We start from the raw sequence: 25,501 nt of genomic DNA, 5'->3' as shown, positions 1-25,501 counted from the left end.
GTAAGGGCGTTATAAGTTTTCATATGTACCTCACATTATTGAGACATTAAGGTTTTCAAATATCCCAGTGTACATTCACTAACGTCTACATTTTCTGTGTAGTAGATGCGGTCAAGCCAAGATGTAAAATGCCAGCTGTCGCTTGTAACATCAGAAGACGGAATTGAAAGCAGTGTCATACTTTTTTCAAGGTATTTACATTTGTGATCCTCACTTCCTTTTTCCGGAACATAGGAAAGTCGCCATTGCTGACTACTACCGTAATGCAGACTCAGGAACCCCACAGTAATTGAATCGCCCGTGGTAGTTTTACTTTCGACTACCGCCCCATTTTCTACCAAATCCAGCCGAACTTCGATATGGCTATTATCGACGTCCAGCGTTTTTAATCGGATGAAGCGCTTAATCTCTTTTTTTGTGATTCTTCTTGCGCTACGCGGTGCCTCTCCCATCACATCACCCCCGGTCTAATTTCCCACCGCACAGGAATGTCAGCGGTCGGTTTTTCTTTTACCCATGTGGTTACTGTTCCATTGCCACTGGTGGTGTGTCCATCGTCGATGATAGCAAGCGCCGCAGCCAGTACCTCATCCGTGGAGACAACACCGATGGAAAGGCAGCTTGCCGGCTGCGAGAATACGCTGCTTTCGGTAATCTCCGGGGCGTCCGGGTCATCTGGGACCGGTGTCACCGTTTGTACATAGTTGTAGCCCCGGCCCTTGGCGTCCTCGTCTACCTCAGTCCAACCGTCCAGCAGGTAGGTGGCGGTATACAGGGGGGCACAGGCGGTGATAGCGGCAAAAATGTCCTTGTTTTTTCCCTGCGGGTCGTAATGCTCTTTATCCAGCACCAACTTTTTAAGGGCCTCTACCGCCTCCTCGATGGCTTTGTAGATCGGCTTCTTTACCATATCCGGGTCATACACAGCCATGGTCATATCGCCGCTGCCGATCGCTACCACCTTTTCGTTGATCGCCTCATCTGTCTGCGCTTTGGTATAGGCGCCCACCTGTTCGGCGGTCACAATGTGCGGGTTTTCCCTGTTTTTCTCATGCGCCTGCACATACAGCATCATGGCCACCAGAACCGCCTGTACCGTTTTCGCTGTTTCCCCCGGCAGTCCCTCTGGGACTTTAGCGCCCAGACTTTCTGATGCTGTTTCTGCTTCCAGCTGTTTTGCCAGCTGATTATATTTGGGCGCCAGCAGCTCCTTGGCGGTTTCTTCAAACTTAGCTTTCATTGCATCCGGCGCCAGCCCCGGCTGATCGTCTAGCATCTCTACCCCGACAGCTGCCAGTTCTTCCTCGCTGATCCTCTCAAAAGCCACTTCCTCACCTCCGATAATACCCAGTCTCTACATATTCAATACTGATGTTGTTCAGCCCGAACGGTTCATTCAGCTCCCCGTTCTCCACACGGAACCCTGCCTTGTCTACCTTCTTGATGCTGATTTTCTCCCCCATGGTCTTTGGGTTGTTATCACAGCTGAAAGACAGTTTTCCAAAATCGATGTTCGCAAAATCAAAATACCGCGCGCTGGAAGTATCCTCCCAAAGTTCTTCCCACACGCCGCTCACCCGGGCGAACACCTTTACCCCAGTAGCGGCAGCCGCCGCCAGTTCCACATAAAGCCGGCTGAAATTTTTGGCCCGGTACACATTTTTTCCGGCCACATCCAGCGTGCGCCAGCAGGCATAAATGGGCCTTCCATCGTCGCTGTAGCTCAGTAGATCGCTGGGATCCGTACAGAATTTGTATACCTTCCCGGCAGCATCCCCAAACCACAGCGTTCCTCCCTCCACCCACAGAACCCGCGCCGGTATATCGGTCAGGTAAAACCCGGCATACTGCCGAGTGGCATAGGGGGTGCTGCGGTCCGTCTGGCTCGCCTGCAACCCGTCCAGAATATAGACCTTCCCGTTCACGGCCAGCCAATACATATCCCGGTACACACAGCTGTAGGCATCTTCCAGTCCCTCTTCCTCCAGCAGCTTGCCGTTCAGGTAAAAGCTGCGCAGCTGGCTGTATTTCTCTCCGGTGATGTCCTGCGCCGTTATGGCATAAATCCCCAACGACGTCAGGAACAGCGGCTCGGTCTGCAAATATCCGAAGGTATACCGCCCCACCGCACCTTCTCCCTGCAAGATGTTCACGATGGGGAAGGCCGGCTGGTTATCTACCAGATTTCCTTCCCGCACAATGCAGTTTCGTTGGGCGTCCTGCCCATTTTTATGGGCAGCAAGCCGTGCATTCACCACGCTGTACCCTACAATGGCCGCATCACTCTGCCCCAGCACGCTGTATCCCGTATCGCTCCAGTAGGTCGGATCGTTCTGCCCGCTGTACCAGTCATAGTTTATGAGCGCCGGGTTCCCTGCCAAAAACAACCGGTCGCTGGCTCCGTTCACGCCAAATTGGATCCCCACACAGCATTGGTTGATCCGGTCCGCATAGCCTTCCACCGTGCGGCTTGCCGTGATTTTGATGTTGTCTGTACCGCTCACCGGCGTCTCCCCCGGCTCGTTGGTAAAGGTCACGGTACCGGTTTCCCTGTCCACCGTAAAATCTGTGTTTTCCTCCTTGTCATCCCAACCGCCCTCGCTGTTCATCACCTGTACCATAACGGGGCTTTCATCCAATCCTCCAAAACTCAGCTGAAATTCCTTGGCGTCCTTGTGGTCTGCATCCACCAAAAAATCCTCTTCAAAATTCGGCTGGATCAGGTTCAGACCTTCATAGGCCTGTCCACCGCCATTGGGCTGCCGGCTGATCGTTAGGATCGGCACCTTGCCGTTGGCATCCGCCCGGCTCACCGCCTCCCCGTCATACAGCAGCAGCGCCTTCCCGTCCGCGATCACCAGTTTGCTGTCAAATTCCCAGCTGGCGCTGCGCCCGTCGTTGGCTTCGCCGTATACCTCGGTGCATTCTCCCGCTTCCACACGGTACAGCTTGGTTCCCGCATGGATCAGCGGCGCTTTTCCGTTCAGTTTGTGGAATCCGTTGATTTTCCCCTCCAGCGTATAGACAGTCCTGTACCCCATCCGCTTTCGTACCTTGCCGGGCACATCCCGTATCATATTCTGCGCGTCGGGGCTTCGTCTTGCGTCCACATTGTTTGCCTGATTTGTCAGGTCCACCCCCAAAAAATCCTCAATGCGCACCACGCTCAGGCTCGGCGCGCTGCTGGACGGCATGCTTATTGGTTTATATGCCATGGTCTCACATCCAATCCGGCAGGCTGTTGTCCACCGTCACACTGAACTGTACCCCCTCTGGGTCACTGGCCAGATTTTGCAGCTTTCCCTGATACTGGGCAAAAAAGCTCTGGAAAAACCGTTGGTCATATTCCAGACTGTTGCACTGCGCCGCAATGTAGTAGGCCATGGCCAGCACGGCCCGCTCAGGCAGTTCCAGCAGCGTTTCCTGCGGGGTGGCCGCCGTGATCTCTTCCGGGATCTTCTCATACTCCACCAGCACCGGGTAGCTTTCCGCTTCCAGCACAAGGCCATCCGCACCGGTTCTCGTCTGGTACGGCACGGCGCTTCCACTTTCCGTCCGCACGCTCAGCACCTTGCGCACATCCGCCGGCACAGTCCCGGCTGCTTCTGCGCACCACTGTGCCCGGATCGGGCAATACAGGCTTACTTCCTTCTGCGCTGTGTCCATAAACACCGGTATTTTGGCGGTCAGGTCATTTTTGGGGCTGGACTCATCCAGCAGCTTCAGCACCAGCGTTTTCAGCTGTGCTACAGTCCATTGCTTCTGCATCGTCTTTCCTTCCTATCACAAGACCCCCGGCGTATCCGCCGGGGGTCCCCGTCAAACCGGCAGTTCGAATGCCTGTACTTTGGTGGTGGCCGCGCCGGTAAGATGCACATACCCCTTGTATTCGCCGCTCACCAACTTGAACTTTCCGCTTTCCAGCGTCAAGGCCGCCGGTTTGTTTGCCGTCAGGCTCACCGTCTGGTCGGCAACCCCCTGCAGGCCATTGCCCATCTTCACGGTCACCGTATCCTCAGACGAGCCCGTCAACAACAGCACGATGTTGTCATCCTTGCCGGTATACTCCACATAGATACCGTCGCTGGCATCCATGGCCGTCCCGTCCTTCAGGGTCAGGCCGGTATTCAGGTCCATTTTCTCAGGCGTGATTTTCACGATCGACATATCAGGTTCCCTCCTTCACGTTCAGCACGATCATCTCTTTGGGCCGCACGATCTTGGTACCGTACAGCACAAATCCCTTCACCGCGTCGGCAAACCGTTTTTCCGGTCGGTAGGGCTCCACATGGGTCAACGGGTTGGCAAACGCTACGGCCCGCTGGGTGCGCAGCATGATGTCATGGCCGTTGTCGCTGTTTCTGTGGCAGTTGTTGCTCATCTTCACGATCACGTTGTCATACTGCCCCACACGCCCGTTCTTCAGCATGGCGCTGTTGTTGGTGTCCAGCTGCACATAAGCCTGCCGCAGAATAGTCTTGAACCAGGGCGGCACCGTAATCACGATCTTGGTCTCCGGCTTCACATCGTTCTCCATCAGCTTCTGCACGCCAAGGTCGATCTGCTTCAGGATGTTGTCCACCGTAATCGCGGTGGTGGTCTTGTACAGTTTCGGCGCGTCGGCGCTGCCGGCCAGTGCCGCAATGTCCTCGTCCATGGCGTTGGCGGTTCCCTCGCTGCTCTCGGCGCTCAGGGCATCCATCAGGCCACCAACCGCCTGCCGCCGGTCGATGTCATCCACCAGATAATTGAAATAGGCCACACGGTTGATGACCATATCCACGCTGGTGTCCTCCACCGCTTCCGGGTCCTTCAGCACGATGCTTCCGCCCACCTGCTTGGTGATGGTCGGCTTGCCCACGCCCAGCACCTTCACGGTGTCTCCCATCTGGCGTACGTCGCCCTCATACTGCCGGTTGCAGTCCTCGGCAAACACCATGGCCCGCTCCAGTTCCCGGTTGATCTGCTCGGCCCAGATCTTGGGCACAAAATTGTTGTAACTCATTGTTCACTCTCCTCATTTCCACTGTGCCATGCTCCGGCGGATATCGTCGTAATTTTCTTCGATCTGCCGGTCCGTCATGGCTTCCACCTGTTCTTTCGTGTAAAATGCTCCCTGCTTGGCAGCGCCGGAATGGATTTTTCCCGTACTGGGCGGCTTTGGCGCCGTGCGGTTCCGCTTGGCCCGTACCGCTTCATAGGCAGTGACCGCGTCCACCTGACCGGTAGCCATCATGATCATGTACTCATCCCCCAGCTCGGTCACGCTTTTTGCCTTCTCATCGGGGTACATCTTGCGGATGGCTGCCATGTCCTGCGCAAAGACCTGCTGCTGCATTTCCCGTGCTTGCTGTTGGCGCATCTCTTCGGCCTGCTGTACCATCCGGCGGTATTCCGGGTCAGTCTGGCGTATGGTATCCCGCACGCCGTCCACCAGTTTCTGGGCCGTTTCCGGCTCAACACCGGCTTTCTGTGCCTGAGCCATAATGGCGGCATTCTGTTTCCATCGCCCCCACGCCTCCTCGCTGGCAAATGGCTGGTTTGTCTCGGGGTCCATCAGGCCCGCCGCAAACTCGTCAAAATACCGCTTCCGCTGCCGCTGTTCCGCCTCCCGGCGCCGCCGGGCGTTCTCGGCGTTCTGCTGGTTTTTCCAAACCGGTTCCTGCCGTGCAGGCTGGGCGTCTGCGTCCGGCGGGGCCTGTTCTCGGCCACCGCCATCCGCCTCAGTCTCCCGGCCTGTCCCTGCCTCCATGCCCTCGTTCCCAGACAGTTCCCGTTCTTCCACAGTTTCCTGTCCCTGTACATTCTGTTCCAGTTCCATCTCTGCCTCCATTTTTTCCCGTTGGTGGGTATTCGGTTTTTTCGCGTCCGCCGCGTAGTTTGGCGCAGGTCGCCGCCCTCGGGTGTTTCCCCGTCCCGCCGGGTCTATGCAAACCGGCTTTCGCCGGAGCTGCCTATTTCAGTTCCACACGCTGCTGCGCCTGTACCTTTCCGTACTCGCTGCACTGTCTGGCCCGGCAGGCAAGGTCCAGCACCCGGTACACTCTGGTCACCGTGTCAGGGCTCTTGTCCCCTTCTACCTCAATGCGTGTCGCCACAATGCCCATCTCACACCGGCATACTCTGCACTGCATTTCCTGTGCCTCCTGTCCCTGCCATTTCCGGCGTCATCCCGCCGGGCACAGCGCCCGCAGGGACGGTCTGCCCGGGCATACCGCTCATGCCGCCCATGGCCTGCTGCTGCGCGGCCAACGCCGCCTGCATCGCCTTTCGTTCCTCCAATATCTTGCGGAACTTGGCCGCAGGCACCGGGCTGTTGGCATCCAATACGCTCACCCATTCTTCAAACGTGATATGCCCGCCGCCCAGAGCGTTGTCAAGGCTGGTCTGCATGCTCAGCACGCTGTAGGGGTCCGCCGGGCTCACATCGATCTTGATCTGCATATCCAGCGCCGCCAGTGCCTGCGGGGTAATGATCGCCCGCATCAGCTTTTCCCCGCCCGCCGGGTCTTTGTATGCAAAGGTCAGCCCCTGCGGGCTGTAGGCGCACCACAGTTTGTACCAGATCATAGCGACCTGCTCCACAAAACTCTTGTAGGCCGCTGCCTGATCATTCAAGACCATCGCCGCCTGATCCCGCGCCGCTTTAATGGCTTCGCCGCTTGTTTTGGTCACATCCACCTGTCCGGTGGCATTGTCTCCCGCACCTTCCAGTTCCCGCGTCACGGCGATCAATTCCTGCTGCAATACTGCGCCCTCGCCGCTGGTGGTCTTGGGTTCCAGATACTGCACGGCGTTCTGGACCGGTACCCCCGACAGGTTTCTCGCCCGTACCGTAGCGCCCACCTTTTGCAGCGCCGCCGGGTTGTCGATCTTCTCGGCGTCATATACGGCGGTGGGATACCCGTACCGCTTCACGATCAAACTGCGCCGTGCCAGCGTCTTGTTGATTTCGATCTGGTTGGGGATCAGCATCTCGCACTCGCTCACCCCTCTGGCAGAGTTGGGCATATCCTCCCACCGCATCTGCGCAATAGGGTACACGTCTAATCCCTGCACCTCCTGCATCGGCTGATAGATCACCTGCTCAGTGCTGCGCCCAAACCGCAGTACCTTCTGTACCGCGCCCGTCTCGTCCGGCTCCCCGTCCACCAACGTAAAATAGACCAGCGCCGTGCACTTTCCATCCCCCTGCTTGATCTCGTCGCTTTCATCGTTGTTCAGTCTGGTGTCTGTCTCCGCATCCGATACGATCAGCTCGATTTCCTCTTCGCTAATACCGTTTTCCCGGGCCTGTCGGCGCACTTCCTCTACCGGTATCCGCTCCGCCAGTATGATCCACGCCTGCGCCTGCAGGTCCTGTTCCTGCTCATCTGCCAGATACACAGCGCTGCGGTCCACCATCCGCATCTCCAGTTTTGGGGTGCGGTCCTGTACCACCGCCTCGCTTTCCGGCCGGGCGTCAAAGGCATATACATAGCTGTCTCCGGTAATGGCCGCTGCTTTAATGACCTTCCACTTCATTTCGTCCATGCGGGTCTGTTCCCATACCTGCTTGGCAAATTCGCTCAGCTCATTGCAGATCTCCTGCAGCAGCGTATTCTCGGTCATAGCGCTGTATACAATGCTGGTATCCGTGGTGGCCACCATGGCGATCTTGTATTTCAAGATCGGCTTTATGATATTCTCCATGGGCAGTTCCTGTCCGCCCTGACTCATGCCCCACCACTGGTCTCCGCTGTAAAAATGCCAGCAGCGCTCATCCCTCCGATACAGGTTTTTCCCACGGTGGTGCTCCACTCCGGCGCGGTATTTTCGCCAGATGTCCGTCACCTGCTTTTCCTGCGTCTTTTCCGTCATACCTTCCACCCGTCATACTCGTCGATTTTGCGCAGCTGCTTCTGCAGTTCCTCGTCCTGCCCGGCGTCCTGCGCCAAAACCGGCGCAGCTTCCTTCTTTTCAGGCCGCGGTATTGCTGCCGGTTCCGGCGCCTGCCCGGCGCCCATCCGCATGCCATCCCGCACGCCCAACCGCCAGCAGACTACCATGCAAACTGCCAATACCGTTACGACCACGTCATACCACATAGACATCCTCCCCCAATCCCAGAATTTCGTCTGCACTTGACTGCAAACGTGCATCATAAAACACTTCCACGCCGCGCATCTTCTCCGGCGGCTCCGGCTCTGTCGGGCTGGACCTGTATACACAAAAGCCCCGCAGCGCATCCGGTGCGTGTGTCAGCTCGTGGGGTTCTGTAGCCACATCTTCCGGCTTTTTCTCGTCAAACTGTACGGCCGGCAGCGTGCGGATCAGGTTTGTGCAGGTGGCAAAAATGCGCAGCCTCGGCACGTTCTGACCGTGCTCATCCACTTTGTCCGCCAGCCACTCCCGTACCGCACGCCATCCGCCAATCCTGTCATTGCTGGTCTTGGTCAGTACCATACCGGCCTCCGCGAAAAGTTCTGCGGTGCTGCGCCCGCTGTCCCGGTTCCGGTTCCATAGGTCCGGCGGCGCCAGCCACACCTCAATGCGCTCACCCGGCGGCATACATTCACGCACCCGCCGGGCGGCGGCGCTCACGATGTGCCCGCGCCCGTCAGCCCCCTTACCGTTGTCCCTGCCCTCATACAGTTCCCGGTATACGTATCCCTTTCCCTCCTCATCTACCGCAATCCAGTAGGCCGCCAGCATGTCCAGACCGTAATCTATCGTCACATACCGCCGCCACCGCGACGGCAGCGCAAAAGGTTGTATCACATGCTTTTCCCGCCGGAACTCCGCAAAGTACTGCCCGTCAAACAGGTCCCACTCCCCTTCCAGCCAGCCTTTGCGCAGCTTTTCCGGCAGGTTTTCCAGCTGGTGCAGATACTCCGGGCTTTTCTCCATCAGTGCCCTGTTGTCATAGACCAGCGCCTGAATGAACCGGTACTCTTCCGGCCTCTCGCCTTTTTCATAGTCTCGGTCGATGAACAGCCGCTTTACCCAAGTATGCCCCACCCCGCCGGGGTTGCAGGTCAGGTACATCCGCTTCGGGAAGTCATTCACGCCGCGCAGACAGGCCGTCAAAATCAAAAACCACTCGTAGGGCCACTGGGTCGCCTCGTCGATAAAAATCACGTCATACTCGGCGCCCTGATACCGGCCAAGATCTGCCTCATTGTCGCAGTACCCCAGCATCAGCAGGCTTCCGTTGCCATAAACAAATTCTTTTTCTGTCTCCCGGTACCGCACCTGCTTGGCCCGCATCAGCTCCGCCAGTTCCCCCCGCATGGGCTTCACATAGGTTTCTGTCAGTTCCGGGTAGGTGCGCCGCAAGATCAGCACCCGGATACCCGGGTACCGCAGCGCCAGCAGCACGCTCTTGCGCCGCATGGCCCAGCTTTTCCCGCCGCCGCGGGCGCCGCCATACCCGATATACTTTTCCCTCGCCGCAAAAAACAGCTTTTGTTTCGGGTTTGGCGGCTCGATCTTCAGCGTTACCCCAATCTATTCACCCCATCATGTCCTGTGCCTCGTCATCGGTCACGCCGCACACTTCCACCTTCAGTGCAGCCTGCGCCTCGGCATCATCCCCCAGCAGGTCCGCCGCGCGCCCGGTCACACTCACCAACGTGCGGGCAAAGTTGGCCGCGCCAAAATCGCTCATCGGCCGGTGCCTGTCCATCAGCTTCAGCAGCATATCGCGCTCTCCCGGCACTTCCGGCTCCACCTTTCGCACCGGTCCCAGTTCTTTGCAGTCCGGGTCCTCCGGCCCTTCATAGCCGATCAGCCCATCCAGTTCATCCAACCGGTTTTGGCAATATTCGGTGATCTGCGCGTCATTCAAGTTCCGTTCCAATCTCCGGCGCATGTACTCTACCGTGCAGTTCGCCGCCGCGCTGGCTTTCCGCGCCAGCGCCCGCAGTTCGGTTTCTCTGGCTTTCTCAAACAGGCTCTTTTGCTCTTCCGGCTTTTTCCGTTCCGCCTGCTTCATCCAGGTCCGCAAGGTGCTCTCCGGCACATTGTACCGCCGGGCCACGTCGCTCAGGTTGTTGTGTACCAGCAAGTCGCACATGGCCGCCGTCCGTATATCCTCCGGCCATTTCTTTCCCCGCCGGGTCCCCTTTACCGTGTTGTCGTGGTAGATCACCCTCGCCGCCTCCCTTCCGGCTCTCTTTTCATCATAGTGATTTTTCCCTCCATTTCAAGAAGGGCATAATTCAACTTTTTTTCGTCATATTGCACAAATTTTCCTTTTTTGTTTTCTCTCGCTCCCCGCCGGAGCGTCCGCTGCTCTAAGGTACCCGCGCGCGGATGGTATTTTGTATCCGATCAGATTTTTTCTATTTACCGGCGAACTTTCGCAAAAAACAAAACGTGCCCCCAACCACCCGGCAATCCCGGACCGTTGGGGGCCTCGCGCTTCCTATCTATCTCTTGTATTTCTGCACAAACTGTCCGTAACTCAGCGGCGGCAGCCCCTGCTTTCTCCGTTCCTCGTTCTCCAGTTCGATCTCATGTACCATCCTGCCCACAGGATCCTTCATCAGCGCCTCCATGGTGCCGCGCGGCACCTTTCTGCCCCCTGCCGGTTTCTCCACGGGTAGACGCTCCACACAGACCTGCGGCATGGCATCCTTCCCTTGCCAGCCTTCCGCTTCTGCGCCATGCTGACGCCGCGGCCCGCTTGTACGCAGCGCGCCGCTTCCTGCTCTTGCTGACCTCAATTTCTCCTGCTCCTCCTGCTTTCGCTTCTTCAACACTTTCCGGTAGCACGGCGGGCACAGTGGGTTGGGTCTTCCACCTCGGTATGTGTATTCCCGGCCGCACGCCCGGCAGTATAGGGTATCTCCCCGCTTCATCTCCGCCTCCTTGTCCCGTCAAGCCCACGTTGGCGCACATCCCGCCGTATCTTTCTTCCCCGCATCACGTCCGCTTCCTGCAACGCTGCACGGGCGGCCCTTCGGCATATTCCTCTTCCTTCCACGCCCGAAAGTCCCGGTATTTCTCACACCACACATGGCAGTCCGCTGCCCGCTTCGGGCAATCTTTCCGGCACGGGTTCACTCTCTGCTCCATGGGCTCTTGCTCCTCCACATCCGCAGGCGAATATAGTACGCCCCTTCGATCTCGTTAAATTCCACGTTTGCCTCTTCCACCTGCCAGCTTGGGTACTTTTTCTCCCAAAAGGCCCTGTCGTAGGCATCCCCATTCGTGCACCACCGCAATACCTGCCGCTTGGTGTATCGGTCATCGTTGATTTTCAGCACCGGCTTTTTCAGCCCCAAGCTCTGGTGCCAGCGCTTTTTGTGTTTCGGCGCTTTCAGCATGTACATAGCCCGCTCGATCAGGCTCCCGCGCACCGGCTGGGCACGCCGGGTGTTCACCCGACCAAGACTGTGCCGTTTCCGGCCGCGGCCGGCGCTCCACAGGTCCTCCACCTCGTCCCGGGTCAGTCCCGGCGCATACAGGATGATGTGGTGGTGCAGCCGGTGGTTTTCCTCCCCGGTTCCTTCCTCGCCGCCTTCTGTCACTGCCACATAGGCCGGCTTCGGCAATTTCCGTTTTGCGCTCAGATAGCATACCCTCCGCAGGAAGTTCCCCATATTTCTGTCTGCACGCTCAAAGTTCTCCGGTTCTTCCCCGCCCACATAAGTCAAGTCCACCAGCAGCACCCCCTTGCGCACAAAATTGGCGTTCACCAGCTGTACAAAATGCCGCTCGGCAGCCCGCTGGTTGGCCCGCTTCTGCTTCTCGGTGCTTTCTCTCCCTTGGGGTGCTCCTGCCTTGCTTTCTTTGCGCAAGGGGATTAGATCTACCTCCTGATATACGGGGCTGCATACGATCTTCTTTTCCCGGACACTTCCCCGCATTTCTGTCTCCTTTCGTCGAGATGTTACTACCCCATACAAGGCCGCCCGGCAGGTCCCTGCCTGCCGCTGCGTTCCCTTATTTATAAAGCATCCAGCTTTTGTCCGGTTTCTTTTCTTCTGCCCGCTCCCTGCAAAATGTGATCGGGCAGGCCTTGGCCAACTTATCTCTCATCAGGCAGCTGCACAATCTTGTGCAGCCATTGCAGCAGCAATGGTCAAATCGTGCGTCATGGCATCGGTGTTCCATGGGGCATGCCCTCCAAGCTTTCTTCCGTTCTGCGCAGCCTTGCCGTTCATCCCTCCACCTTGATGTATCTGCACCAGTGCCCTTTTCGTCTTGCATGGCACATGATGGAGCTGATCGTGTTTGGATTTTTTCCGAGCATTTTTGCAAGTTCGTTTATGGTATCCGCAACGGCAAGAGGCAGCTCATATTTATCATGAGAGATCAACATGTACATTGTCATCACTTCCTTTCGATCACCGCCACGATCCGGCTCACGCTGCGCAGCACCGCGCAGCCGCGGGTTGCGCAGGCATTTTCAAATCCGCACCCCTGACAGGCGCTCGGTCTTCCCTCTGCGGCCAATCTATGCAGCTGGCGGGCGGTACCGGGCGGCGGATTATCATAGGGGATACTGGTGCAGCGTTTGGCGTCAAATTTCAGGTTTCGCAATTCATATCCTCCTGTTGTGCATGTTCGTGCTCCATGGGAATTGGCTGTTCCGGCAAAGAATCCGCCGGGTGAGGAAGTCTGGAAGAGGGAATTTTGGGTTTCGTTTTCAGCAGATTTACCAGCAGAAGGAGGCCAAAAAAGGATAAAACGATATCGATTGTCATTCCGCCACTTCTTCCATGCTGATTTGTCCCATAACCTGTCCCGGTTTGTTTTCCCATTCCACGCCTATGTAATCCAGCACGCGCCCCCATCCATACCAGTTCCCGTCGGCGTCTTTACAGACGCGGTGCATCCAAAAATCCCACTCTTTTGGGTTGGATTCACGAAGCCGGTCAAAGCGGTGTGGCCGTTTCTCAAGGTGGATGCCGAATCCGCACATGGTGCAGCCGGTACGCTGTGCACCCGTTGTTCGCAAGGTGCCGTCAGGTCCCTTTACGACCTCCCCGTATTCCTCTGGAACTGGTACATGAAGGTCCAGCACCAGCTGAAGCAGGTCTTGACGTGAAAAAATCGCGAACGGCGCACTGCGCGTTGTGGATTTTCCAAAGTAGTTGCAGCCATGCATCATCAGGCTTTTTTGTCGGCGGCCGCCCTCGCTGGCCATGAGCCCCAAGTATGGCACGCTGTTGTGTGCTTTGGCCCAGTCATCGCAAGGCTTTTCTTTCAGGTAATAGCAGCAGCGTTCGCTGACCTTAAACGTGGCGGCCGCATATCCGCAGGCGGCTCCTTCCGGGTCTGCGCCGCCGAACTTATGCAGCCACCGACTGCTGAGCTGCATCCGGCTCTCTGTCTGGAAGCCGCCGTATTCTCCTGTCTCACCGGTGAGGATTGCATGACGCACCGTAGCGTTCTTCTCGGTTGGGTTCTGCAGCAGGCTGATTTTCCCGGCAATCTCCTTAGAGAGCACCGGCCAGCCGAACTTTTCAATGACCTTTGTTTTCGGCAAAAGTGGCTTCAGGAAGTACATCCTTGGAAGCGTGGGACAACGGTTCAGAAGTTCCTGTTCCCGCGCTCGCTCTTCTGGATCCTGCAGGGCATCTATTTCCCGCTGCGGCAGGGCCTAGCTTCATTTGGCCGTCAGGCTCAAACTCTGCCGGGCGGGTCGCGCTTTTGAGTTGGCGATACCGGATGTCCAGCGGCGGCAGGCTGTACCCGTCGTCCGAGAAGCCAAGGTCAGACGGCTTCTGCAGGAACAGTCCCCAAGAGGCACACCAGATCCAGAACTCGCTCTCCCTTCCGGGGTACAGCGTCAGGTTATTGGCCTTGGTGGAATCCCGCTTGAAAAAACGGGTCAGTGCCTGACCTGTGTCCATGACTTCTAGAAAGCCGGCATAGTGGATCAGCTCCTTGTACCGGTTGGGGCTTGGCGTCGCGGTGTTGGTCAGCTTGTAGCGCACGCCCTTGAACTTGATCATGAACTCCTGATAGGTTTTACTGCCGAAACTGCGCAGCGTGGCGGCTTCGTCGAGGCTCACGGCGGTAAAGTAATGCGGGTCAATATCGCCGTCCCGCACCCGTTCGTAGTTGGTCAGGATGATGGGCGCGGTGCTGGCCATGACTTCGGCCATTGTGCGGCAGTAGGGCGGCGGCTCCATGCCCAGAATGTGCTCGGCATCGGCCCTGAACTCCGGCATGACGTTCAGCGGCATGACGATGAGTGCCCGACCGCCCTCGTGCTTCTGCAAAATGCGGCACCATTCCAGCTGCATGACGGTCTTTCCTAGGCCGAATCTGGCGAAGATCCCGCGCCGCCCGCCGCGCAGCGCCCACAGGACGCTGACACGCTGGTGCGGCTTCAGGGCGGGGTTTAATTCGTCCTCTCGCACCTCGATGCCAGAAAGCGGGGCGATGTCGATCTTATTTTCTAGAAACTCCCGGTAGGTCATGCCCTTTGACCTTCTTTCTTGCCGGTTTTATGGGTGTGACGGCGGGCCTTGCTGCAATTCATAGCGAATCTTCTCCTTTTTCATGACGCCACGAAAATGGTGGCGTCAACAAAAATGTTTCAATCCCTGCCGGCATATACAACCACGCGGCACTCTCATGCCTAGGTCATACAGCTGGAAAGGCTCTCCCAGACGGCAGGGACACCAGATTTCCGAATCAAAGGGCACGGCGCTTACTCGCTTTCTATGTACTCGGTAAATTCTCGGATTTCATCCCCAATTTGGTATCAGATCTTGTAGCAGATGTTTTCCCACTTCTTGTACGCATCAAAGTACAGCTCGTGCTTGTCCCCGTTGTAGGTGAGTTCGTAATACATCCCATCGCTCACCGGTGTGGAGAGCATGGCCTTGTGGTTCTGCAGCGTTTTGCAGTGCCAGACTACGAACACGTCCTCGGCCCGCATCGGCGACGTGCTGTCAGTCTTTTCCTTCTTGGCATTGAAATACTGTGCCACCTTCTCCTTGCACAGCTTTATAAACTCCTTGCTTCCCATGGTGTCCTCCTTACAGTTCGATGTTTTCAATCACGGCACGCAGTTCCAGAACGTGCAGGTACTTCCCCATGCAGGCCTGCTGCTCCCGCAGCAATCTTTCCGGTGAACCATCCAGCGTTTCCTCACGCATCAGCTTTACTTGTTCATTCTTGATTCGCTCAGCCTTCATTCTGGTTGTTAGCTTTTTCAGCCGCTCGTACCGGATCTTAGTCTGCCAGTATTCCGCCTTGAATCGGTCTTTGTAGTCCGTGCTCTCCATCAGGCGCACTGTATCCATCAGTTCCATCTTCATTTCTTCCTCGAGTTGAATCATTTGGGGGTATACGTTCCTCAGACCACATTCGCATTCCCATGTTGCTCTCACATTCGCATAGTCCCCGATCAGTTCCGGTCTTGATAGCTTGATGACTTTCCCGCATCGCAAACAGATGCCTTCATTCACTTTTACAACTTCACGCTTCAACTTCACCCACCTGTTCCTTCCTCAGTCTCCGCCAACTCTGCGGTGGGCAGCTTACGCCTACATCCCGCAGCAGCATCGGCTTTTCAAAGGTCACAGGGGACTCCACGCTCCAAGCGTAGATTTTCCCGCCGGGGGAGGTCGCACTGCTTTCGGCGCAGGGGCTCCGCTGCGGCCGCTCTGCGTATGCCAACAGCTCCTCTCGGTTCAGGCAGGCACGCCGACATACCTCACGCACCTCCCTCATTGTCACCGGGCGAATGTACCTGCATACAAAGCTGCCAACAATGACACCCCGCCCGCCTTCCCGTTTGCTCTCGTAGAGCAGGACAGTGATCTCACAGTCTTCACGCATCCCCTTGGGGGCCGTTTTGCGGATCTCCAGTGTTTTCTTTCCGGACAGGATCAGCGCCGCATACCGGGCGCGGATACTCATCAGTAGGTACTCCATCTTTCTGATCTCCTTTCGTTTCAATTTTCAGCATCAGTGTGGGTTCCTGTTCCTCCTCGGCCATACGTGCTGCATTACGTCGCTCCACGTCCCGGCCGCTCATCCAAGCGGCCCACAGTCCCAGAGCTTCCACCACTGCAATGACCAGATAATAGATCCACATTGGTCTCACGTCCTTATAAAAAATATGGCGGCGGGTGCCGGGTCCGGCCCGGCTCTCTGCTTGCACGGCTGCACAAACCACCCGCCATATATGCGGGGCGGCGTTGATGCTTGCGCCACCCCGCACCTGTCTTTACTTTCGTCCGCCTTCCAGTGGCCGGAACCTGTTTTCCTGATGTACCATGTCTCCATCTGTACCCAGTTTCAGCCGTTCCGGCAGCCCCTCTTGAATTGTCCGGCGGAAAGCCCGCGGGTCAGGGTTTGGCCGGTACTCCGGGCATCCGCTGTCCAACCCGTTGCACGCCCGGCATTTCTCCCGCGTTATTTTGAATACGTCAACACACTGCTGCATCATTTCCTCCGGTGGGCACGCTCCGCGCACCTCTTGCACTGTGCACAAGCCAGCGCTGCATCTTATCCCGCGTCATGGCCCTGCTCCTCCGGCAACAGACCGCCGGCAGCTCCGTTTGCAGCCAGCACCGCCACAGTACTGCACACCGCGGTCTGCCAGATATAACCATGCGCGGCCGCGTCGATCAGTACCACCGCCGCCACAGCCGCGGCCACCAACACCAGCTTGCACACTGCCTTTTTCAGCTTCCGCATTTCATCTACCCGCCTTTGCTATTTTCTCGATCTCTTTGGCAATCATCGCCTTGAACCGGGCAAAGGTCACCAACCTTCCCATCTGTAAACCGTATTCCTCCCGAATCATGGCCAGCGCCCGCTCATACAGCACCATCTTGTCCGCCAGAGTCACACTCTCTGCAGCCATGCCCAGCATCAGGGCCAGTGCCGCGTCCTCCCGCTGCAAGGCACGCAGCAGCGCATCCCGTTGGCGCTCCGGCACATCCTCCGCATCCCGGCATCCCGGTTCATACTCCTGCAGCGTCACCTCCCGGCCTCGCCGCCTTCCAATCCGCGCCAATACCGCGTTCACCTCGTCCCGGTAGCTCATGCCTCCAGCACCTCATAGGTAAAGCGGCCTTTTCCGCTGTTGCGCCACTGGCTCAGTCCACGCAGTTTACCGTAGTCCAGACACTCCACCACGCAGTCTTCCAGCGCCGGGTCCAGACAGGTAACCTCAAATTCCAAGCTGCTCCCCTCCGGCACGGTCTCGCTTTTAGCAAGGCTCACCCGTTCGCCTTGCGGTGTGCTCGCCCGCAGTGGTCGCTCGCAGGTATCCATTCGCAGCCCGTGCAGCTCAATGGGGATCTGCCGCGGGCTGATAAAGATCAGCCCGTCAATCACCTTCTTGTAGGCTTTCACCCCTGCACAGGCCTTGCCTCCTGCATACCCCGCCTTCCCCGCCCTTGTCAGCATCTGCCAGGCATCCTTCAAAAAGCCTTTGATCTGGTAGTCCCAGTACATGGGCCGCCCGTCTGCCAACCGGGGGAACACCGTCATCCGTTCATCTGCCACAGCATTCACGCCCCGTGCGGCCACCTCTTCCTCGGTTTTCATCGCGTCGGGCGCCTTGCTGGCTATGTACTCCCGCAGCAGATCCTCCTTGGCCGGGGTACTCCCCAGCGCCTCCTCAAAAAATGTAATCCGAATTTTCACTTTGCGGCCTCCTTTTCTTGTCTCATCATTTCCAACGCGCGGCAAATCTCCTCCACCGCACTTCTTTCCCGTGCTGCTCCTATTCATACCGTTTCTAATCTATTCCCGGGCGCATCCTGTCGGTTCATATCATTGCCTCTGCAAGCCTTTTCTTTTCCGGAACGGTGCAACCCATATCTTTTCCCTGGCCCATCGAAACCGCGCCTTCCCATTCTTTTTCTCAGCTGCGCTGTACACTTCCACCACGTTTCAATTCCACGCATTTCCACAGCAGCACCCTTCCGCGCCAAGCCTTCACTATCCAGTTCACTTCGCTTCTATGCCGTTTCACCGCCATACTATACAATCCAAAGCCAACGCTTTTCGCCACTCATGCCTTCCGGCAACTGGCCCAGTGTGGCCGGTACCCCACACCGTCACCCTGACCGCTTTCCATCCAGTACCCGCGCACCAGTTCCCCGTCAGGCTTCATAATGTTTTCCGGCCCGCCGGGTACAACCCGGTACGACATCGCCTGAGCATCGCAAGGCATGGCCTTTCCCGCCTTTGTTCGTATAAAGGTGATTGCTGCGCCACACCGGTTGCAGTTCCGCACGATCATCCGTCCCATCCCCCCTTCAAATGGGGCCTGGGTCGGTATGCCGGCGCCGCCGCACGGGCGTTGCTGGCTTCCCTTTTCGACCGGTCCCTGTGTTCGCTTGCTCAAACTGCCGAAGCCCCTCCTCGGTCACCACCCGGCTGCGCTCCCCCAACCGTATGGTCTCTCCAAACGCGCCCGCAGCAATCAAACGGTTAATGGTGCTTCTGCTTTTCCCGTACCGCTTGATCAGGTCATCCACCGTGTAGGTGGCTTTTTGCCCCTGCAGCCGCTCCACCACCTTCTCGGCCACCACGTCAGCGATCCTCTCCAGCAGTTCTTCCATGCCGTCCATTGTCTTCTCCTTTCCGTAGTGGGTACCGGTCTCCTTCCGCTAAAACAGGCCCCTGTCCTCCAGATTTCTGGCAAAACCTTCCCGTTCCCCTACCTTTACCTCGATTCCGCCGTCTTCCGCCGGCAGCACGTCCCGACCTTTCCACAGATACATACCGTTGCAGATCACATCCATCATGCTCCACTCGCAGCTGACCATGTCCATGGGCCCAACGCCAAAGTCTCTCCCGCTGAACAATCCTCTGGCGGCCAACAATGCCGTCAGTTGGCTCTCACTGTAGCACTCCTTTTTCAGCCGGGATACAATATCGCCGAATGCCACCCCCTCTTCGTCCACAGCTTCCGTTGCCAGCCGATACAGGTCATCATCGGCGGCCAGTATGTACAGCGCCGCCTTGTAACCGCCATCCCGGCGCCGTGCAGACTGGGCATCTCCTCCAGTCACCTTGTCCATCAATGCACTGTAGCGCTCCCAGTGTCTTTTCTTTTCGATCATGTGGAACTCCTTTCCTTTATTTGCCAAACATCCCCTGCAATGCTATAATTCAGGCAATGAAAGGTGGCACTCTCTATGTCTGTAAATTCCTCTTGCAGTCTCGCTATTTTGGAGGCATTCTCCTCTGCACTTCCACTTTCTTTCACGAAGCGCCGCGCTGTAAAGGCAATCGAAGTTTTAAAATCGGAATCGCTTTCCCAGTTCAGTGAAGAAGAGAAAGAACTTTCCTACCGTTACCTCCTCTCTAAAAATCTTCTGGAACTTCAATACCCTCAAAAAGTACCTCGCATGAAAGGCTTTCCTTCCGTTCCAACGCCATCCAAGCGTGAATATCTTTCCGGCCCTACTAAACACCATAAGGTCCTTCAACTCACACCTGCAGGTCGTGATCTGCTGGAAGTGCAAAACGGACTTATCTCCAAAGGCCGTCACTTCGTCTGCACACACTTTGGTGATATCTGCGACCTAATCTCTGCCGGATGCAGTGTTCTCGATATCGTCACCCGCTTTGGCGGGTAAGCCTCTGGCTTGTCTATCCGCATACCGCAGATTATGGATTTCCTCTATTACCCCTAGCGCCTGCAGCACCACGGTCAAATCGACAGGATCGATGCTAAGCCCCTGTTCGCAGGGGCTTTTATCATTTCCCTCTGCAAATTGGGCCAGCTTTTGAGCAATGGCGGTTTCCGTTCTCAGCAGCGCATTCAGGCAATCCTGGCTCATTTCCACCGCTTTTGCATGCCAAATGCCTTTTTTGTTCATTCCGTTCATCACCTCCTCCGGCCCCGCCGGGGGTCGCTTTGTTGGCTTCTTCCTGCCTTCGTGTTATAATCTGGTAAAAATGCAAAGGACTGAAATTGCATGTTGTTCCCGCATCTGGAAGAATACGAACTGCTTACGCTAAAATGGTTCTCCTGCCACAAAGTTCCCATCTCAAATTCTCAGCAGCATATCCCAAGCCATTTTCTTAAGTCCTCGCTTGAGCTTATCTATTCTGGCTTTCTTATTGAGGAAAACGGTTTCTACTCCCTAAGCCCCACGGCACTTGACCAGCTAAAGCATGCCGATATCCTACAGCGCAAGCATGATCTCTACAACTTCCTCATGGGCGTTGTTTCCGGCATTGCAGCCACACTGTTTTTGGATTGTTTTCTTCCGTACCTGCTTTCGCTTTTCATCTGGTAATGGTTCCTGTGCAGGCGTATTCAGCTGCAAATATCACAATTTTCGCAATCACCGCGCCCGCAATCCCTCCCAGCACGGCAAATTTGTATTCCCGCACCAGTTTCGCAGTCTCCTTCAGGTTCCATGTCAGGTCCTCCCATAGCTTCCGCAAAGGCTTTCACCTCCTCCGGCCCCGATGGGGGCTGCTCTGTTGCCGCTCCTTTCCCGCCGTGCTATAATTCACGCAGGAAAGGAGGTGTCTAAATGGGTATATTCAACAAAACTTGTCCCATATCCGGCAATAAATGCAATCCAGAGTGCGCCTGGTGCCGCCTCATCGGCCCCAATACCTATGACTGCTTGATTGCACTGATTGCAAAAGGTCAAAAACCGTTATGATGGGTTTGTAAACTCTTTATCAACCGCACATATCCCTCGCCCGAATAGTTGTTCAGCCGTACCTCCAATACAGCTGCATGGCTGTTCGGGCTCTTTTTCTGTTCAAATATCGTATTTCCGTCCACGATCACGGTTTCCAGCCGCTCCTCTGCGTCTAACTGGATTTGTATGTTTTTCACTGTCCACCACCTTTCCCAGCCCCGCCGGGGCTTTCTTCCGTTGGCTTCTTCCTGACCCTGTGCTATAATCTGATAAAAATGCAAAGGTCGTGTTCTTTATGGAAGTCTTTCTTACAAAAAACGAGCAAAAAATTCTCAGCCTATTATCGGAAACTCCATATACACAATCCGAACTCCGCGAAAAGCTTTCATTTAAAGAGCCTTGGCGCATCCCATACTACTTGGAGCACCTCGAAGACGAGTATGATCTCATTGAAGAGTTAACAGCATCTGAACTGGATGCTCTCCTGCAAGGCCGAAACTATCTTGATGAAGAAATAGCGGCTTCCCCTATGTCTGGGAAGTACACCATTACGCGAAATGGCATCCTTGTTCTGGAACAAATCAAAGAAAACACAGCTGCTGAAATCAAGGAATTTGCTATTCCAATCATTTCTGCACTGTTAGGTGCACTTGCAGGTGGCATCACGTCCTACATCGTGTCACTGCTTACATAGTGCTGCCAGCACACACCCGATTAGTCCACCCAGTATCCCGCTGGGTATGCCGTACAAGCAGCTTTTCCCCAATATCTCCAACGCCAGCTCAATTTTCACTTTGCCCATCTGGTTCACCACCTTCCCCGGCCCCGCCGGGGGCCGCTCTGTTGCCGCTCCTTTCCCGCCGTGCTATAATGCACGCAGGAAAGGAGGTGTTCGTTTTGGATTTTCAGCTTTATGATCAAGTGCAGGCTTCCCTTGGCGCTGTATCAGACAACTTCCGCTCCAATTTGCAGCCTGTTCTTGACTCGCTCCATACTGACCCGGAAACCAAAGCCGCGCTCCAGTCTATCATCTCAGAAACTTCCAACTCCCTGGATGAACTGGCTCGCCTTATTTCCACATCGTTGACCGCCGCATCCCGGTAATCTCACTCCAAAGCGCCGCCGCTCTCCGGCGGCGCTTTTCTGTCGCCCTTCGTCACTTCCAGCGCCAGCGCTGCGTGCAGCTTCATCATCAAAACATCCAACTCCCGCGTTTTCTGCTGGATCTCTTTGCACAGCGCAGCCGCCTCCATATAGTCAAATCGAACCTCCATCAGCATCCTGTCTCCCTCCTTTCTCCCCGATGTGGGCTTTTTTGGGCCCGCAAGATGTCATATATGACACTTAATCGGCAAAAAAAATTTCAAGCAGTTCCTGGTTGGTCAACTTCAAAATATCGCTGATTTTTTCTATTTCCTGTCTATTGAATTGAGTTTTCCCATAGATTTTTCTGCGGAGCGCTGAAAGACTGATATTCATTCTCTCTGCAATTTGTTGTAATGTTGCTCCATTTTCTTTGATTTTTCCCAGTAATTTATTTGTATTCAATATACCACCTCCTGCGCAGTGTCATATATGACATCTTCAATATATCACACCCTTCCTTTGCTGTCAATACTATATGACACATTTTCAGCCTTTTTTGCATCTTTATGTTGCAATTATGACATGCTTGTACTATACTTTGCTTATAAACTATTATGAGGTGTAGCTTTCATGGAATTGCATGACGTTATCCGCATTCGACGTGCAGAACTCGGTTTGACACTTGAGCAGATCGCGCAGGCTTGCGGAGTTGGTCGTAGTATTGTGGCAAAATGGGAACGCGGAGAGGTTACAAATTTACGTCGTGACAATATAAAATCTCTCTCTGACGTTTTACATGTTTCTCCTCTCGTTCTTTTAGATCGTGAAGATTTACCCACACACTCTTCTGTATCAGATAGCGAGTTTCAGATGATTCAAAAATTCCGTGCCCTGGATGCCCGGGGCCAGTCCGCCGTGCTCAATGTGCTGGAGCATGAATATCAGGCTATCGCCGGGGAGGGGCCAACTTCTGCTCTTCCCCGCAATGCATAACACAAGGTGATGATTCTATGGATGCCAATACATTTGGTGCCATCGCCACAATAGGTTTTTTGTTTATCTCTCTTATATTTATGGCCGGTCATTCTGCTGGAGAAAAATCTGTCAAAACAGATCTTCCAGAAAGAGAAGAAAAATTGAAGGAAAAACAAGACGAATTAGAAGATAAAATACGTCATTTTCAAAATGAACAGAAAAACCATGATTTGAAACTTCAAAAACTAACTATCCGTGAACGTGAACTTTCTGCACGTGAACGTAATCTTTCCACACGTGAATGTAACTTGGAAAAGAGAGAAAAAAATCTCTCAGCGAAGATTTCCTTTTTTGAAGAATCAAAAAAGGAAGCCCTATCTGCCATCCCATGGATGGCTAAAGCTTATGCAGACTTGGATGCCCAAAAGGCCGCTCATACCGCTTTTCTACTTGAGAGAAAATCTCAACCGGCCTATGTGGCCGCCGATAAGGTCCGGGAATTTGGCCGCTTACGCCGTGAGGCTGTTTACCAGGCAAAGGTTGCACAATATCAGCTGGACTACCTTCTTTCATTAAATCCTCACCTGGAGGATGAACTTGAAATGACCCCCGCGGAAGCGGCCAAACTTTTACCCGACCATGATGAAAGTTCCTCTGAAGACCCATGCAAAGCTTGGCTCTCACCCGAAGAGTACAACGATCTCCCCAACGTCCAGAAATGGCAGCGTGCATTGGACCATTATAACAATCGTAAAAAGTCAAATTGGCAAATCGGGATCGAATATGAACGATACATTGGGTACTTGCTAGAGCAAAAAGGGTATCGAGTTCGGTACTTTGGCGCAACAGAAGGCCGAGCCGACATGGGGCGTGACTTGATTGCTGAAAACGAAAACCAGATTTTAATTATTCAGTGCAAACGCTGGTCAAAAGACAAAACCATCCACGAAAAGCACATCTTCCAATTATACGGGACTACCATCCTGCAACGCTTCCGCACAACATCAGGCAAAGAGATTCTGGGCGTTTTTGTTACTACCGCAGCTCTGTCTCCTCTTGCCGAAATGTGCGCAAAGCATCTTGGAATAAAAGTCTATACACACGTTCCCTTGGAATCTTACCCCCAAATTAAGTGTAACATCTCCAACACGGGAGAACGTATCTATCATCTTCCCTTTGACCAACAGTACGACAGAACCATGCTAAACCCTGATGACGGCGATATGTATGTAAGCACTGTTCTGCAGGCCGAAGCAAAAGGTTTTCGCAGAGCTTTTCGTTGGCACGGTAATTAACAAACACGTTCATAACACCAGCAGCGAAGGGTTTATCTTACGAAAAATCCTTACATCTAAAAAGATAGTAAAAAGATAAAAACGCCCCGCCGGCGGCAACCGGAAGGGCGTCAATAGATCAGCTTGCTCACGAGGAACAATGCGACCCGCAACCGTATTGTATCACCTCCGGGCAGGCTTGGCAAGCATTGCTTCCCATTTCACCTGCGGTGAAACCGCCTTATGCGGTCAACCGCCCCGCCGGGGCGGTCGTTGCTCACGCCCGGCTGGCGCACATGCCCCAGCCGGGTCCCGTGTTCGCAATCCCGCAGCTTGACAAGTATACCCAAGGAGGTATTTTTTATGCCCAAACAGAAATTAAAGCGCCGGTCCGATGGGCGCTACCAGCGCAAGGTCACCCTTTCTGACGGCCGCCAGAAGATTGTTTACGGCCGCACCGAAGCGGAACTCAAAGCCGCCGTCAGTTTCCTACTCGCCGAGGATGATGCCGGCCTGCAGGTCGGCGACCACACTCTGGTGGGCGAATGGGCCAAGATTTGGCTGAATAGCTACAAACTCTCCCTGCGTGCAGCCACCGTCCGTATGTATCGCGGCTCCTATAATAACCACATCATGCCAGTGCTAGGCTGCATGGAGCTGCGCGATGTTCGCCCCGTCCACATTCGCAAAGTCATGTCATCTATCGCCGACAAATCGGAAAGCACCCAGAGCAAAGTACTGCTTACAATGCGCCAGCTTTTCGAAACCGCGCGGCAGAATGCCCTGTTGCTGCGCAACCCCTGCGATGGCATCAAGATTACCCGGCACGCAAAGAGCACAGCCAAAAAGTATCTGACACCCGAACAGGCCGAGACGCTTATGCGTACGGTCACCGAGCCGCGCGCCCGTGCCTTCTGCGCGTTGTGCCTTTATGCCGGTTTGCGCAAGGAGGAAGCTCTGGGCCTTCACTGGGATGATATAGGCCCGGCCAGCATGGCTATCTCTCGTGGTGTCACATTCCCAGACGGTAACCAGCCTGACCCCAGCATGGAACTGAAAAACCGTGCTTCCCGCCGTGTTCTTCCAATTCCCAAAAAGTTGCGAGAAGTTCTTTTGAACACACCACACACCAGCGAATATGTGATTCCGTCTGCCGACGGTTCCGTTATAACCTCCACTGGCTATCAGCGTATGTGGCAACGGTATGTGACCAGCATGGTCGATTTTCCCGTGCACGCTCATATGCTGCGGCACACTTACGCAACCACTCTTTACCGTGCCGGCGTCGATCTGCGCACGGCCCAGCAGTTGCTCGGTCATGCTACCATCCAGATGACCGCCGAAATTTATACCCATCTGGAGGCCGAGGACAGCCTGAAAGCGGTCCATCGTATAGACGAATATCTCGAAAAAGGCACCGGATAAATCTCGAAAAGATACCCAAAAGTAGTCAAAAAGTAGTCAAAATTCCATCCAGACAGAAAGAAAGCGCCGCAGCAAGGCGAAAAACCTCGCTGCGGCGCTTATTTTTTGGAGCTAGTAGTCGGACTTGAACCGACGACCTGCTGATTACGAATCAGCTGC

General features: G+C 55.2%; 42 protein-coding genes. 7 read left to right on the top strand and 35 right to left on the bottom strand.

Translation table 11 applies throughout. From position 1 onward, the window contains the following. Positions 1–35: 35 nt before the first annotated feature. From Q0526_RS07100 to Q0526_RS06960, 29 genes are all read right to left on the bottom strand, one after another. Positions 36–452, bottom strand: coding sequence for a hypothetical protein (locus Q0526_RS07100; RefSeq protein WP_298732005.1), 417 nt, complete (start codon positions 450–452; stop codon positions 36–38). Beyond that, positions 452–1,327 carry a hypothetical protein gene (locus Q0526_RS07095; protein ID WP_298732003.1) on the bottom strand — a complete coding sequence of 292 codons (876 nt, stop codon included), beginning with the start codon at positions 1,325–1,327 and terminating at the stop codon, positions 452–454. The genes Q0526_RS07100 and Q0526_RS07095 overlap by 1 nt, the downstream gene beginning before the upstream one ends. A gap of 4 nt (positions 1,328–1,331) precedes the next feature. Beyond that, positions 1,332–3,215 (bottom strand): hypothetical protein, encoded by a 1,884-nt coding sequence (locus tag Q0526_RS07090; protein WP_298732002.1) that lies wholly within the window; start codon positions 3,213–3,215, stop codon positions 1,332–1,334. Between the two features lie 4 nt (positions 3,216–3,219). Beyond that, entirely contained in the window at positions 3,220–3,768 is a 549-nt protein-coding gene (locus tag Q0526_RS07085; protein ID WP_298732001.1) for a hypothetical protein, read from the bottom strand. 51 nt (positions 3,769–3,819) lie between these two features. Continuing rightward, positions 3,820–4,167: a hypothetical protein gene (locus Q0526_RS07080; protein ID WP_298731999.1), complete on the bottom strand. Its 348-nt coding sequence runs from the start codon at positions 4,165–4,167 to the stop codon at positions 3,820–3,822. Position 4,168: 1 nt separating this feature from the next. Beyond that, complete coding sequence (locus tag Q0526_RS07075; RefSeq protein ID WP_298731997.1) at positions 4,169–5,005, bottom strand: hypothetical protein; 837 nt, start codon at positions 5,003–5,005, stop codon at positions 4,169–4,171. A gap of 12 nt (positions 5,006–5,017) precedes the next feature. After that, the gene (locus tag Q0526_RS07070; protein WP_298731995.1) at positions 5,018–5,821 is read right to left on the bottom strand and encodes a hypothetical protein; all 804 of its coding nucleotides are present in this window, start codon (positions 5,819–5,821) and stop codon (positions 5,018–5,020) included. A 133-nt stretch (positions 5,822–5,954) separates the two neighbouring features. After that, positions 5,955–6,134 carry a hypothetical protein gene (locus Q0526_RS07065; protein ID WP_298731993.1) on the bottom strand — a complete coding sequence of 60 codons (180 nt, stop codon included), beginning with the start codon at positions 6,132–6,134 and terminating at the stop codon, positions 5,955–5,957. Next, a complete protein-coding gene (locus Q0526_RS07060; RefSeq protein ID WP_298731991.1) occupies positions 6,109–7,860 on the bottom strand; it encodes a hypothetical protein in 1,752 nt (583 codons plus the stop codon). Before Q0526_RS07060 ends, Q0526_RS07065 begins: the two co-directional genes overlap by 26 nt. After that, entirely contained in the window at positions 7,857–8,087 is a 231-nt protein-coding gene (locus Q0526_RS07055; protein ID WP_298731988.1) for a hypothetical protein, read from the bottom strand. Before Q0526_RS07055 ends, Q0526_RS07060 begins: the two co-directional genes overlap by 4 nt. Continuing rightward, positions 8,077–9,417: a phage terminase large subunit gene (locus tag Q0526_RS07050; protein ID WP_298732007.1), complete on the bottom strand. Its 1,341-nt coding sequence runs from the start codon at positions 9,415–9,417 to the stop codon at positions 8,077–8,079. The genes Q0526_RS07055 and Q0526_RS07050 overlap by 11 nt, the downstream gene beginning before the upstream one ends. Before the next feature lie 76 nt (positions 9,418–9,493). Then, positions 9,494–10,132 (bottom strand): hypothetical protein, encoded by a 639-nt coding sequence (locus Q0526_RS07045; RefSeq protein WP_298731985.1) that lies wholly within the window; start codon positions 10,130–10,132, stop codon positions 9,494–9,496. Positions 10,133–10,412: 280 nt separating this feature from the next. Continuing rightward, entirely contained in the window at positions 10,413–10,709 is a 297-nt protein-coding gene (locus Q0526_RS07040) for a hypothetical protein (RefSeq protein ID WP_298731983.1), read from the bottom strand. A gap of 336 nt (positions 10,710–11,045) precedes the next feature. Continuing rightward, the gene (locus Q0526_RS07035) at positions 11,046–11,855 is read right to left on the bottom strand and encodes a hypothetical protein (protein ID WP_298731980.1); all 810 of its coding nucleotides are present in this window, start codon (positions 11,853–11,855) and stop codon (positions 11,046–11,048) included. Between the two features lie 76 nt (positions 11,856–11,931). Beyond that, positions 11,932–12,102, bottom strand: coding sequence for a hypothetical protein (locus Q0526_RS07030; RefSeq protein ID WP_298731978.1), 171 nt, complete (start codon positions 12,100–12,102; stop codon positions 11,932–11,934). A 46-nt stretch (positions 12,103–12,148) separates the two neighbouring features. Next, the gene (locus Q0526_RS07025) at positions 12,149–12,316 is read right to left on the bottom strand and encodes a hypothetical protein (protein WP_298731976.1); all 168 of its coding nucleotides are present in this window, start codon (positions 12,314–12,316) and stop codon (positions 12,149–12,151) included. A 5-nt stretch (positions 12,317–12,321) separates the two neighbouring features. Beyond that, positions 12,322–12,531, bottom strand: a complete 210-nt coding sequence (locus Q0526_RS07020) for a hypothetical protein (RefSeq protein ID WP_298731974.1) — start codon at positions 12,529–12,531, stop codon at positions 12,322–12,324. Between the two features lie 160 nt (positions 12,532–12,691). Continuing rightward, positions 12,692–13,480 carry a hypothetical protein gene (locus Q0526_RS07015; protein WP_366522043.1) on the bottom strand — a complete coding sequence of 263 codons (789 nt, stop codon included), beginning with the start codon at positions 13,478–13,480 and terminating at the stop codon, positions 12,692–12,694. Next, complete coding sequence (locus Q0526_RS07010) at positions 13,458–14,420, bottom strand: SNF2-related protein (protein WP_298731972.1); 963 nt, start codon at positions 14,418–14,420, stop codon at positions 13,458–13,460. Before Q0526_RS07010 ends, Q0526_RS07015 begins: the two co-directional genes overlap by 23 nt. Before the next feature lie 287 nt (positions 14,421–14,707). After that, on the bottom strand, positions 14,708–14,974 hold the full coding sequence (locus Q0526_RS07005; RefSeq protein ID WP_298731970.1) for a DUF6275 family protein: 267 nt from the start codon (positions 14,972–14,974) through the stop codon (positions 14,708–14,710). A 10-nt stretch (positions 14,975–14,984) separates the two neighbouring features. Beyond that, positions 14,985–15,260: a hypothetical protein gene (locus Q0526_RS07000; protein ID WP_298731968.1), complete on the bottom strand. Its 276-nt coding sequence runs from the start codon at positions 15,258–15,260 to the stop codon at positions 14,985–14,987. Positions 15,261–15,426: 166 nt separating this feature from the next. Then, positions 15,427–15,885 (bottom strand): ASCH domain-containing protein, encoded by a 459-nt coding sequence (locus Q0526_RS06995; protein ID WP_298731966.1) that lies wholly within the window; start codon positions 15,883–15,885, stop codon positions 15,427–15,429. Further along, complete coding sequence (locus Q0526_RS06990; protein ID WP_298731964.1) at positions 15,782–16,048, bottom strand: hypothetical protein; 267 nt, start codon at positions 16,046–16,048, stop codon at positions 15,782–15,784. The genes Q0526_RS06995 and Q0526_RS06990 overlap by 104 nt, the downstream gene beginning before the upstream one ends. Positions 16,049–16,461: 413 nt before the next feature. Next, a complete protein-coding gene (locus tag Q0526_RS06985; RefSeq protein ID WP_298731962.1) occupies positions 16,462–16,653 on the bottom strand; it encodes a hypothetical protein in 192 nt (63 codons plus the stop codon). 1 nt (position 16,654) lies between these two features. Continuing rightward, entirely contained in the window at positions 16,655–17,005 is a 351-nt protein-coding gene (locus Q0526_RS06980) for a hypothetical protein (RefSeq protein ID WP_298731961.1), read from the bottom strand. Beyond that, positions 17,002–17,610 (bottom strand): hypothetical protein, encoded by a 609-nt coding sequence (locus Q0526_RS06975; protein WP_298731959.1) that lies wholly within the window; start codon positions 17,608–17,610, stop codon positions 17,002–17,004. Before Q0526_RS06975 ends, Q0526_RS06980 begins: the two co-directional genes overlap by 4 nt. A 370-nt stretch (positions 17,611–17,980) precedes the next feature. After that, the gene (locus Q0526_RS06970; protein WP_298731957.1) at positions 17,981–18,142 is read right to left on the bottom strand and encodes a hypothetical protein; all 162 of its coding nucleotides are present in this window, start codon (positions 18,140–18,142) and stop codon (positions 17,981–17,983) included. A gap of 85 nt (positions 18,143–18,227) precedes the next feature. After that, the gene (locus Q0526_RS06965) at positions 18,228–18,542 is read right to left on the bottom strand and encodes a hypothetical protein (protein WP_298731956.1); all 315 of its coding nucleotides are present in this window, start codon (positions 18,540–18,542) and stop codon (positions 18,228–18,230) included. A 39-nt stretch (positions 18,543–18,581) separates the two neighbouring features. After that, the gene (locus Q0526_RS06960; protein WP_298731954.1) at positions 18,582–19,037 is read right to left on the bottom strand and encodes a hypothetical protein; all 456 of its coding nucleotides are present in this window, start codon (positions 19,035–19,037) and stop codon (positions 18,582–18,584) included. Positions 19,038–19,112: 75 nt separating this feature from the next. Between Q0526_RS06960 and Q0526_RS06955 the strand changes: the two genes are divergently transcribed. Then, positions 19,113–19,556 (top strand): hypothetical protein, encoded by a 444-nt coding sequence (locus Q0526_RS06955; protein ID WP_298731952.1) that lies wholly within the window; start codon positions 19,113–19,115, stop codon positions 19,554–19,556. Here the strand turns inward: Q0526_RS06955 and Q0526_RS06950 are convergent. Beyond that, positions 19,503–19,808: a hypothetical protein gene (locus Q0526_RS06950; protein WP_298731950.1), complete on the bottom strand. Its 306-nt coding sequence runs from the start codon at positions 19,806–19,808 to the stop codon at positions 19,503–19,505. The two genes, Q0526_RS06955 and Q0526_RS06950, sit on opposite strands and share 54 nt — an antisense overlap. Positions 19,809–19,898: 90 nt before the next feature. On the opposite strand from Q0526_RS06950, the gene Q0526_RS06945 reads away from it, so the two are divergent. Further along, positions 19,899–20,222 carry a hypothetical protein gene (locus Q0526_RS06945; RefSeq protein ID WP_298731948.1) on the top strand — a complete coding sequence of 108 codons (324 nt, stop codon included), beginning with the start codon at positions 19,899–19,901 and terminating at the stop codon, positions 20,220–20,222. Here the strand turns inward: Q0526_RS06945 and Q0526_RS06940 are convergent. Next, the gene (locus tag Q0526_RS06940) at positions 20,212–20,373 is read right to left on the bottom strand and encodes a hypothetical protein (protein WP_298731946.1); all 162 of its coding nucleotides are present in this window, start codon (positions 20,371–20,373) and stop codon (positions 20,212–20,214) included. The genes Q0526_RS06945 and Q0526_RS06940 overlap by 11 nt on opposite strands. 211 nt (positions 20,374–20,584) lie before the next feature. After that, the gene (locus Q0526_RS06935) at positions 20,585–20,779 is read right to left on the bottom strand and encodes a hypothetical protein (protein WP_298731944.1); all 195 of its coding nucleotides are present in this window, start codon (positions 20,777–20,779) and stop codon (positions 20,585–20,587) included. 98 nt (positions 20,780–20,877) lie between these two features. On the opposite strand from Q0526_RS06935, the gene Q0526_RS06930 reads away from it, so the two are divergent. After that, complete coding sequence (locus tag Q0526_RS06930; protein ID WP_298731942.1) at positions 20,878–21,276, top strand: hypothetical protein; 399 nt, start codon at positions 20,878–20,880, stop codon at positions 21,274–21,276. On the opposite strand, the gene Q0526_RS06925 is transcribed toward Q0526_RS06930, so the two are convergent. Next, positions 21,262–21,384, bottom strand: a complete 123-nt coding sequence (locus tag Q0526_RS06925) for a hypothetical protein (RefSeq protein WP_298731940.1) — start codon at positions 21,382–21,384, stop codon at positions 21,262–21,264. The two genes, Q0526_RS06930 and Q0526_RS06925, sit on opposite strands and share 15 nt — an antisense overlap. A 95-nt stretch (positions 21,385–21,479) precedes the next feature. Here Q0526_RS06925 and Q0526_RS06920 point away from each other — a divergent pair, with 95 nt between their 5' ends. Continuing rightward, positions 21,480–21,686: a hypothetical protein gene (locus Q0526_RS06920; RefSeq protein WP_298731938.1), complete on the top strand. Its 207-nt coding sequence runs from the start codon at positions 21,480–21,482 to the stop codon at positions 21,684–21,686. A gap of 2 nt (positions 21,687–21,688) precedes the next feature. Here Q0526_RS06920 and Q0526_RS06915 read toward each other — a convergent pair whose 3' ends face one another. Both Q0526_RS06915 and Q0526_RS06910 read right to left on the bottom strand, forming a co-directional pair. Beyond that, positions 21,689–21,862, bottom strand: a complete 174-nt coding sequence (locus tag Q0526_RS06915; RefSeq protein ID WP_298731936.1) for a hypothetical protein — start codon at positions 21,860–21,862, stop codon at positions 21,689–21,691. Positions 21,863–21,926: 64 nt separating this feature from the next. Then, positions 21,927–22,130, bottom strand: coding sequence for a helix-turn-helix transcriptional regulator (locus Q0526_RS06910; RefSeq protein WP_298731934.1), 204 nt, complete (start codon positions 22,128–22,130; stop codon positions 21,927–21,929). 168 nt (positions 22,131–22,298) lie between these two features. Here Q0526_RS06910 and Q0526_RS06905 point away from each other — a divergent pair, with 168 nt between their 5' ends. From Q0526_RS06905 to Q0526_RS06895, 3 genes are all read left to right on the top strand, one after another. Then, positions 22,299–22,661, top strand: coding sequence for a helix-turn-helix domain-containing protein (locus tag Q0526_RS06905; RefSeq protein ID WP_298731932.1), 363 nt, complete (start codon positions 22,299–22,301; stop codon positions 22,659–22,661). Positions 22,662–22,678: 17 nt separating this feature from the next. Beyond that, a complete protein-coding gene (locus Q0526_RS06900) occupies positions 22,679–23,938 on the top strand; it encodes a restriction endonuclease (RefSeq protein ID WP_298731930.1) in 1,260 nt (419 codons plus the stop codon). 342 nt (positions 23,939–24,280) lie between these two features. After that, a complete protein-coding gene (locus tag Q0526_RS06895; protein ID WP_298731928.1) occupies positions 24,281–25,342 on the top strand; it encodes a site-specific integrase in 1,062 nt (353 codons plus the stop codon). Positions 25,343–25,501 lie beyond the last annotated feature (159 nt).

This window comes from uncultured Subdoligranulum sp. (assembly GCF_937890665.1).
This window is presented reverse-complemented; position numbering and strand designations above follow the sequence as displayed.

Excerpts from the sequence above, each read along its gene's own strand:
- Q0526_RS06960 (WP_298731954.1), bottom strand. The coding sequence starts at position 19,037 with ATGATCGAAAAGAAAAGACACTGGGAGCGCTACAGTGCATTGATGGAC.
- Q0526_RS06965 (WP_298731956.1), bottom strand. The coding sequence starts at position 18,542 with ATGGACGGCATGGAAGAACTGCTGGAGAGGATCGCTGACGTGGTGGCC.
- Q0526_RS07035 (WP_298731980.1), bottom strand. The coding sequence starts at position 11,855 with ATGCGGGGAAGTGTCCGGGAAAAGAAGATCGTATGCAGCCCCGTATAT.
- Q0526_RS06980 (WP_298731961.1), bottom strand. The coding sequence starts at position 17,005 with ATGAGCTACCGGGACGAGGTGAACGCGGTATTGGCGCGGATTGGAAGG.
- Q0526_RS06985 (WP_298731962.1), bottom strand. The coding sequence starts at position 16,653 with ATGCGGAAGCTGAAAAAGGCAGTGTGCAAGCTGGTGTTGGTGGCCGCG.
- Q0526_RS06995 (WP_298731966.1), bottom strand. The coding sequence starts at position 15,885 with ATGGAGTACCTACTGATGAGTATCCGCGCCCGGTATGCGGCGCTGATC.
- Q0526_RS07030 (WP_298731978.1), bottom strand. The coding sequence starts at position 12,102 with ATGGAACACCGATGCCATGACGCACGATTTGACCATTGCTGCTGCAAT.
- Q0526_RS06990 (WP_298731964.1), bottom strand. The coding sequence starts at position 16,048 with ATGTGGATCTATTATCTGGTCATTGCAGTGGTGGAAGCTCTGGGACTG.
- Q0526_RS06945 (WP_298731948.1), top strand. The coding sequence starts at position 19,899 with ATGTTGTTCCCGCATCTGGAAGAATACGAACTGCTTACGCTAAAATGG.
- Q0526_RS06900 (WP_298731930.1), top strand. The coding sequence starts at position 22,679 with ATGGATGCCAATACATTTGGTGCCATCGCCACAATAGGTTTTTTGTTT.
- Q0526_RS07025 (WP_298731976.1), bottom strand. The coding sequence starts at position 12,316 with ATGTACATGTTGATCTCTCATGATAAATATGAGCTGCCTCTTGCCGTT.
- Q0526_RS07005 (WP_298731970.1), bottom strand. The coding sequence starts at position 14,974 with ATGGGAAGCAAGGAGTTTATAAAGCTGTGCAAGGAGAAGGTGGCACAG.
- Q0526_RS06905 (WP_298731932.1), top strand. The coding sequence starts at position 22,299 with ATGGAATTGCATGACGTTATCCGCATTCGACGTGCAGAACTCGGTTTG.
- Q0526_RS07000 (WP_298731968.1), bottom strand. The coding sequence starts at position 15,260 with ATGGAACTGATGGATACAGTGCGCCTGATGGAGAGCACGGACTACAAA.
- Q0526_RS06915 (WP_298731936.1), bottom strand. The coding sequence starts at position 21,862 with ATGCTGATGGAGGTTCGATTTGACTATATGGAGGCGGCTGCGCTGTGC.
- Q0526_RS06930 (WP_298731942.1), top strand. The coding sequence starts at position 20,878 with ATGGAAGTCTTTCTTACAAAAAACGAGCAAAAAATTCTCAGCCTATTA.
- Q0526_RS07085 (WP_298732001.1), bottom strand. The coding sequence starts at position 3,768 with ATGCAGAAGCAATGGACTGTAGCACAGCTGAAAACGCTGGTGCTGAAG.
- Q0526_RS07080 (WP_298731999.1), bottom strand. The coding sequence starts at position 4,167 with ATGTCGATCGTGAAAATCACGCCTGAGAAAATGGACCTGAATACCGGC.
- Q0526_RS07100 (WP_298732005.1), bottom strand. The coding sequence starts at position 452 with ATGGGAGAGGCACCGCGTAGCGCAAGAAGAATCACAAAAAAAGAGATT.
- Q0526_RS06925 (WP_298731940.1), bottom strand. The coding sequence starts at position 21,384 with ATGGGCAAAGTGAAAATTGAGCTGGCGTTGGAGATATTGGGGAAAAGC.
- Q0526_RS07060 (WP_298731991.1), bottom strand. The coding sequence starts at position 7,860 with ATGACGGAAAAGACGCAGGAAAAGCAGGTGACGGACATCTGGCGAAAA.
- Q0526_RS07075 (WP_298731997.1), bottom strand. The coding sequence starts at position 5,005 with ATGAGTTACAACAATTTTGTGCCCAAGATCTGGGCCGAGCAGATCAAC.
- Q0526_RS06950 (WP_298731950.1), bottom strand. The coding sequence starts at position 19,808 with ATGAACGGAATGAACAAAAAAGGCATTTGGCATGCAAAAGCGGTGGAA.
- Q0526_RS07090 (WP_298732002.1), bottom strand. The coding sequence starts at position 3,215 with ATGGCATATAAACCAATAAGCATGCCGTCCAGCAGCGCGCCGAGCCTG.
- Q0526_RS07010 (WP_298731972.1), bottom strand. The coding sequence starts at position 14,420 with ATGACCTACCGGGAGTTTCTAGAAAATAAGATCGACATCGCCCCGCTT.
- Q0526_RS06955 (WP_298731952.1), top strand. The coding sequence starts at position 19,113 with ATGTCTGTAAATTCCTCTTGCAGTCTCGCTATTTTGGAGGCATTCTCC.
- Q0526_RS06970 (WP_298731957.1), bottom strand. The coding sequence starts at position 18,142 with ATGCCTTGCGATGCTCAGGCGATGTCGTACCGGGTTGTACCCGGCGGG.
- Q0526_RS07055 (WP_298731988.1), bottom strand. The coding sequence starts at position 8,087 with ATGTGGTATGACGTGGTCGTAACGGTATTGGCAGTTTGCATGGTAGTC.
- Q0526_RS07070 (WP_298731995.1), bottom strand. The coding sequence starts at position 5,821 with ATGGAACTGGAACAGAATGTACAGGGACAGGAAACTGTGGAAGAACGG.
- Q0526_RS07065 (WP_298731993.1), bottom strand. The coding sequence starts at position 6,134 with ATGCAGTGCAGAGTATGCCGGTGTGAGATGGGCATTGTGGCGACACGC.
- Q0526_RS06895 (WP_298731928.1), top strand. The coding sequence starts at position 24,281 with ATGCCCAAACAGAAATTAAAGCGCCGGTCCGATGGGCGCTACCAGCGC.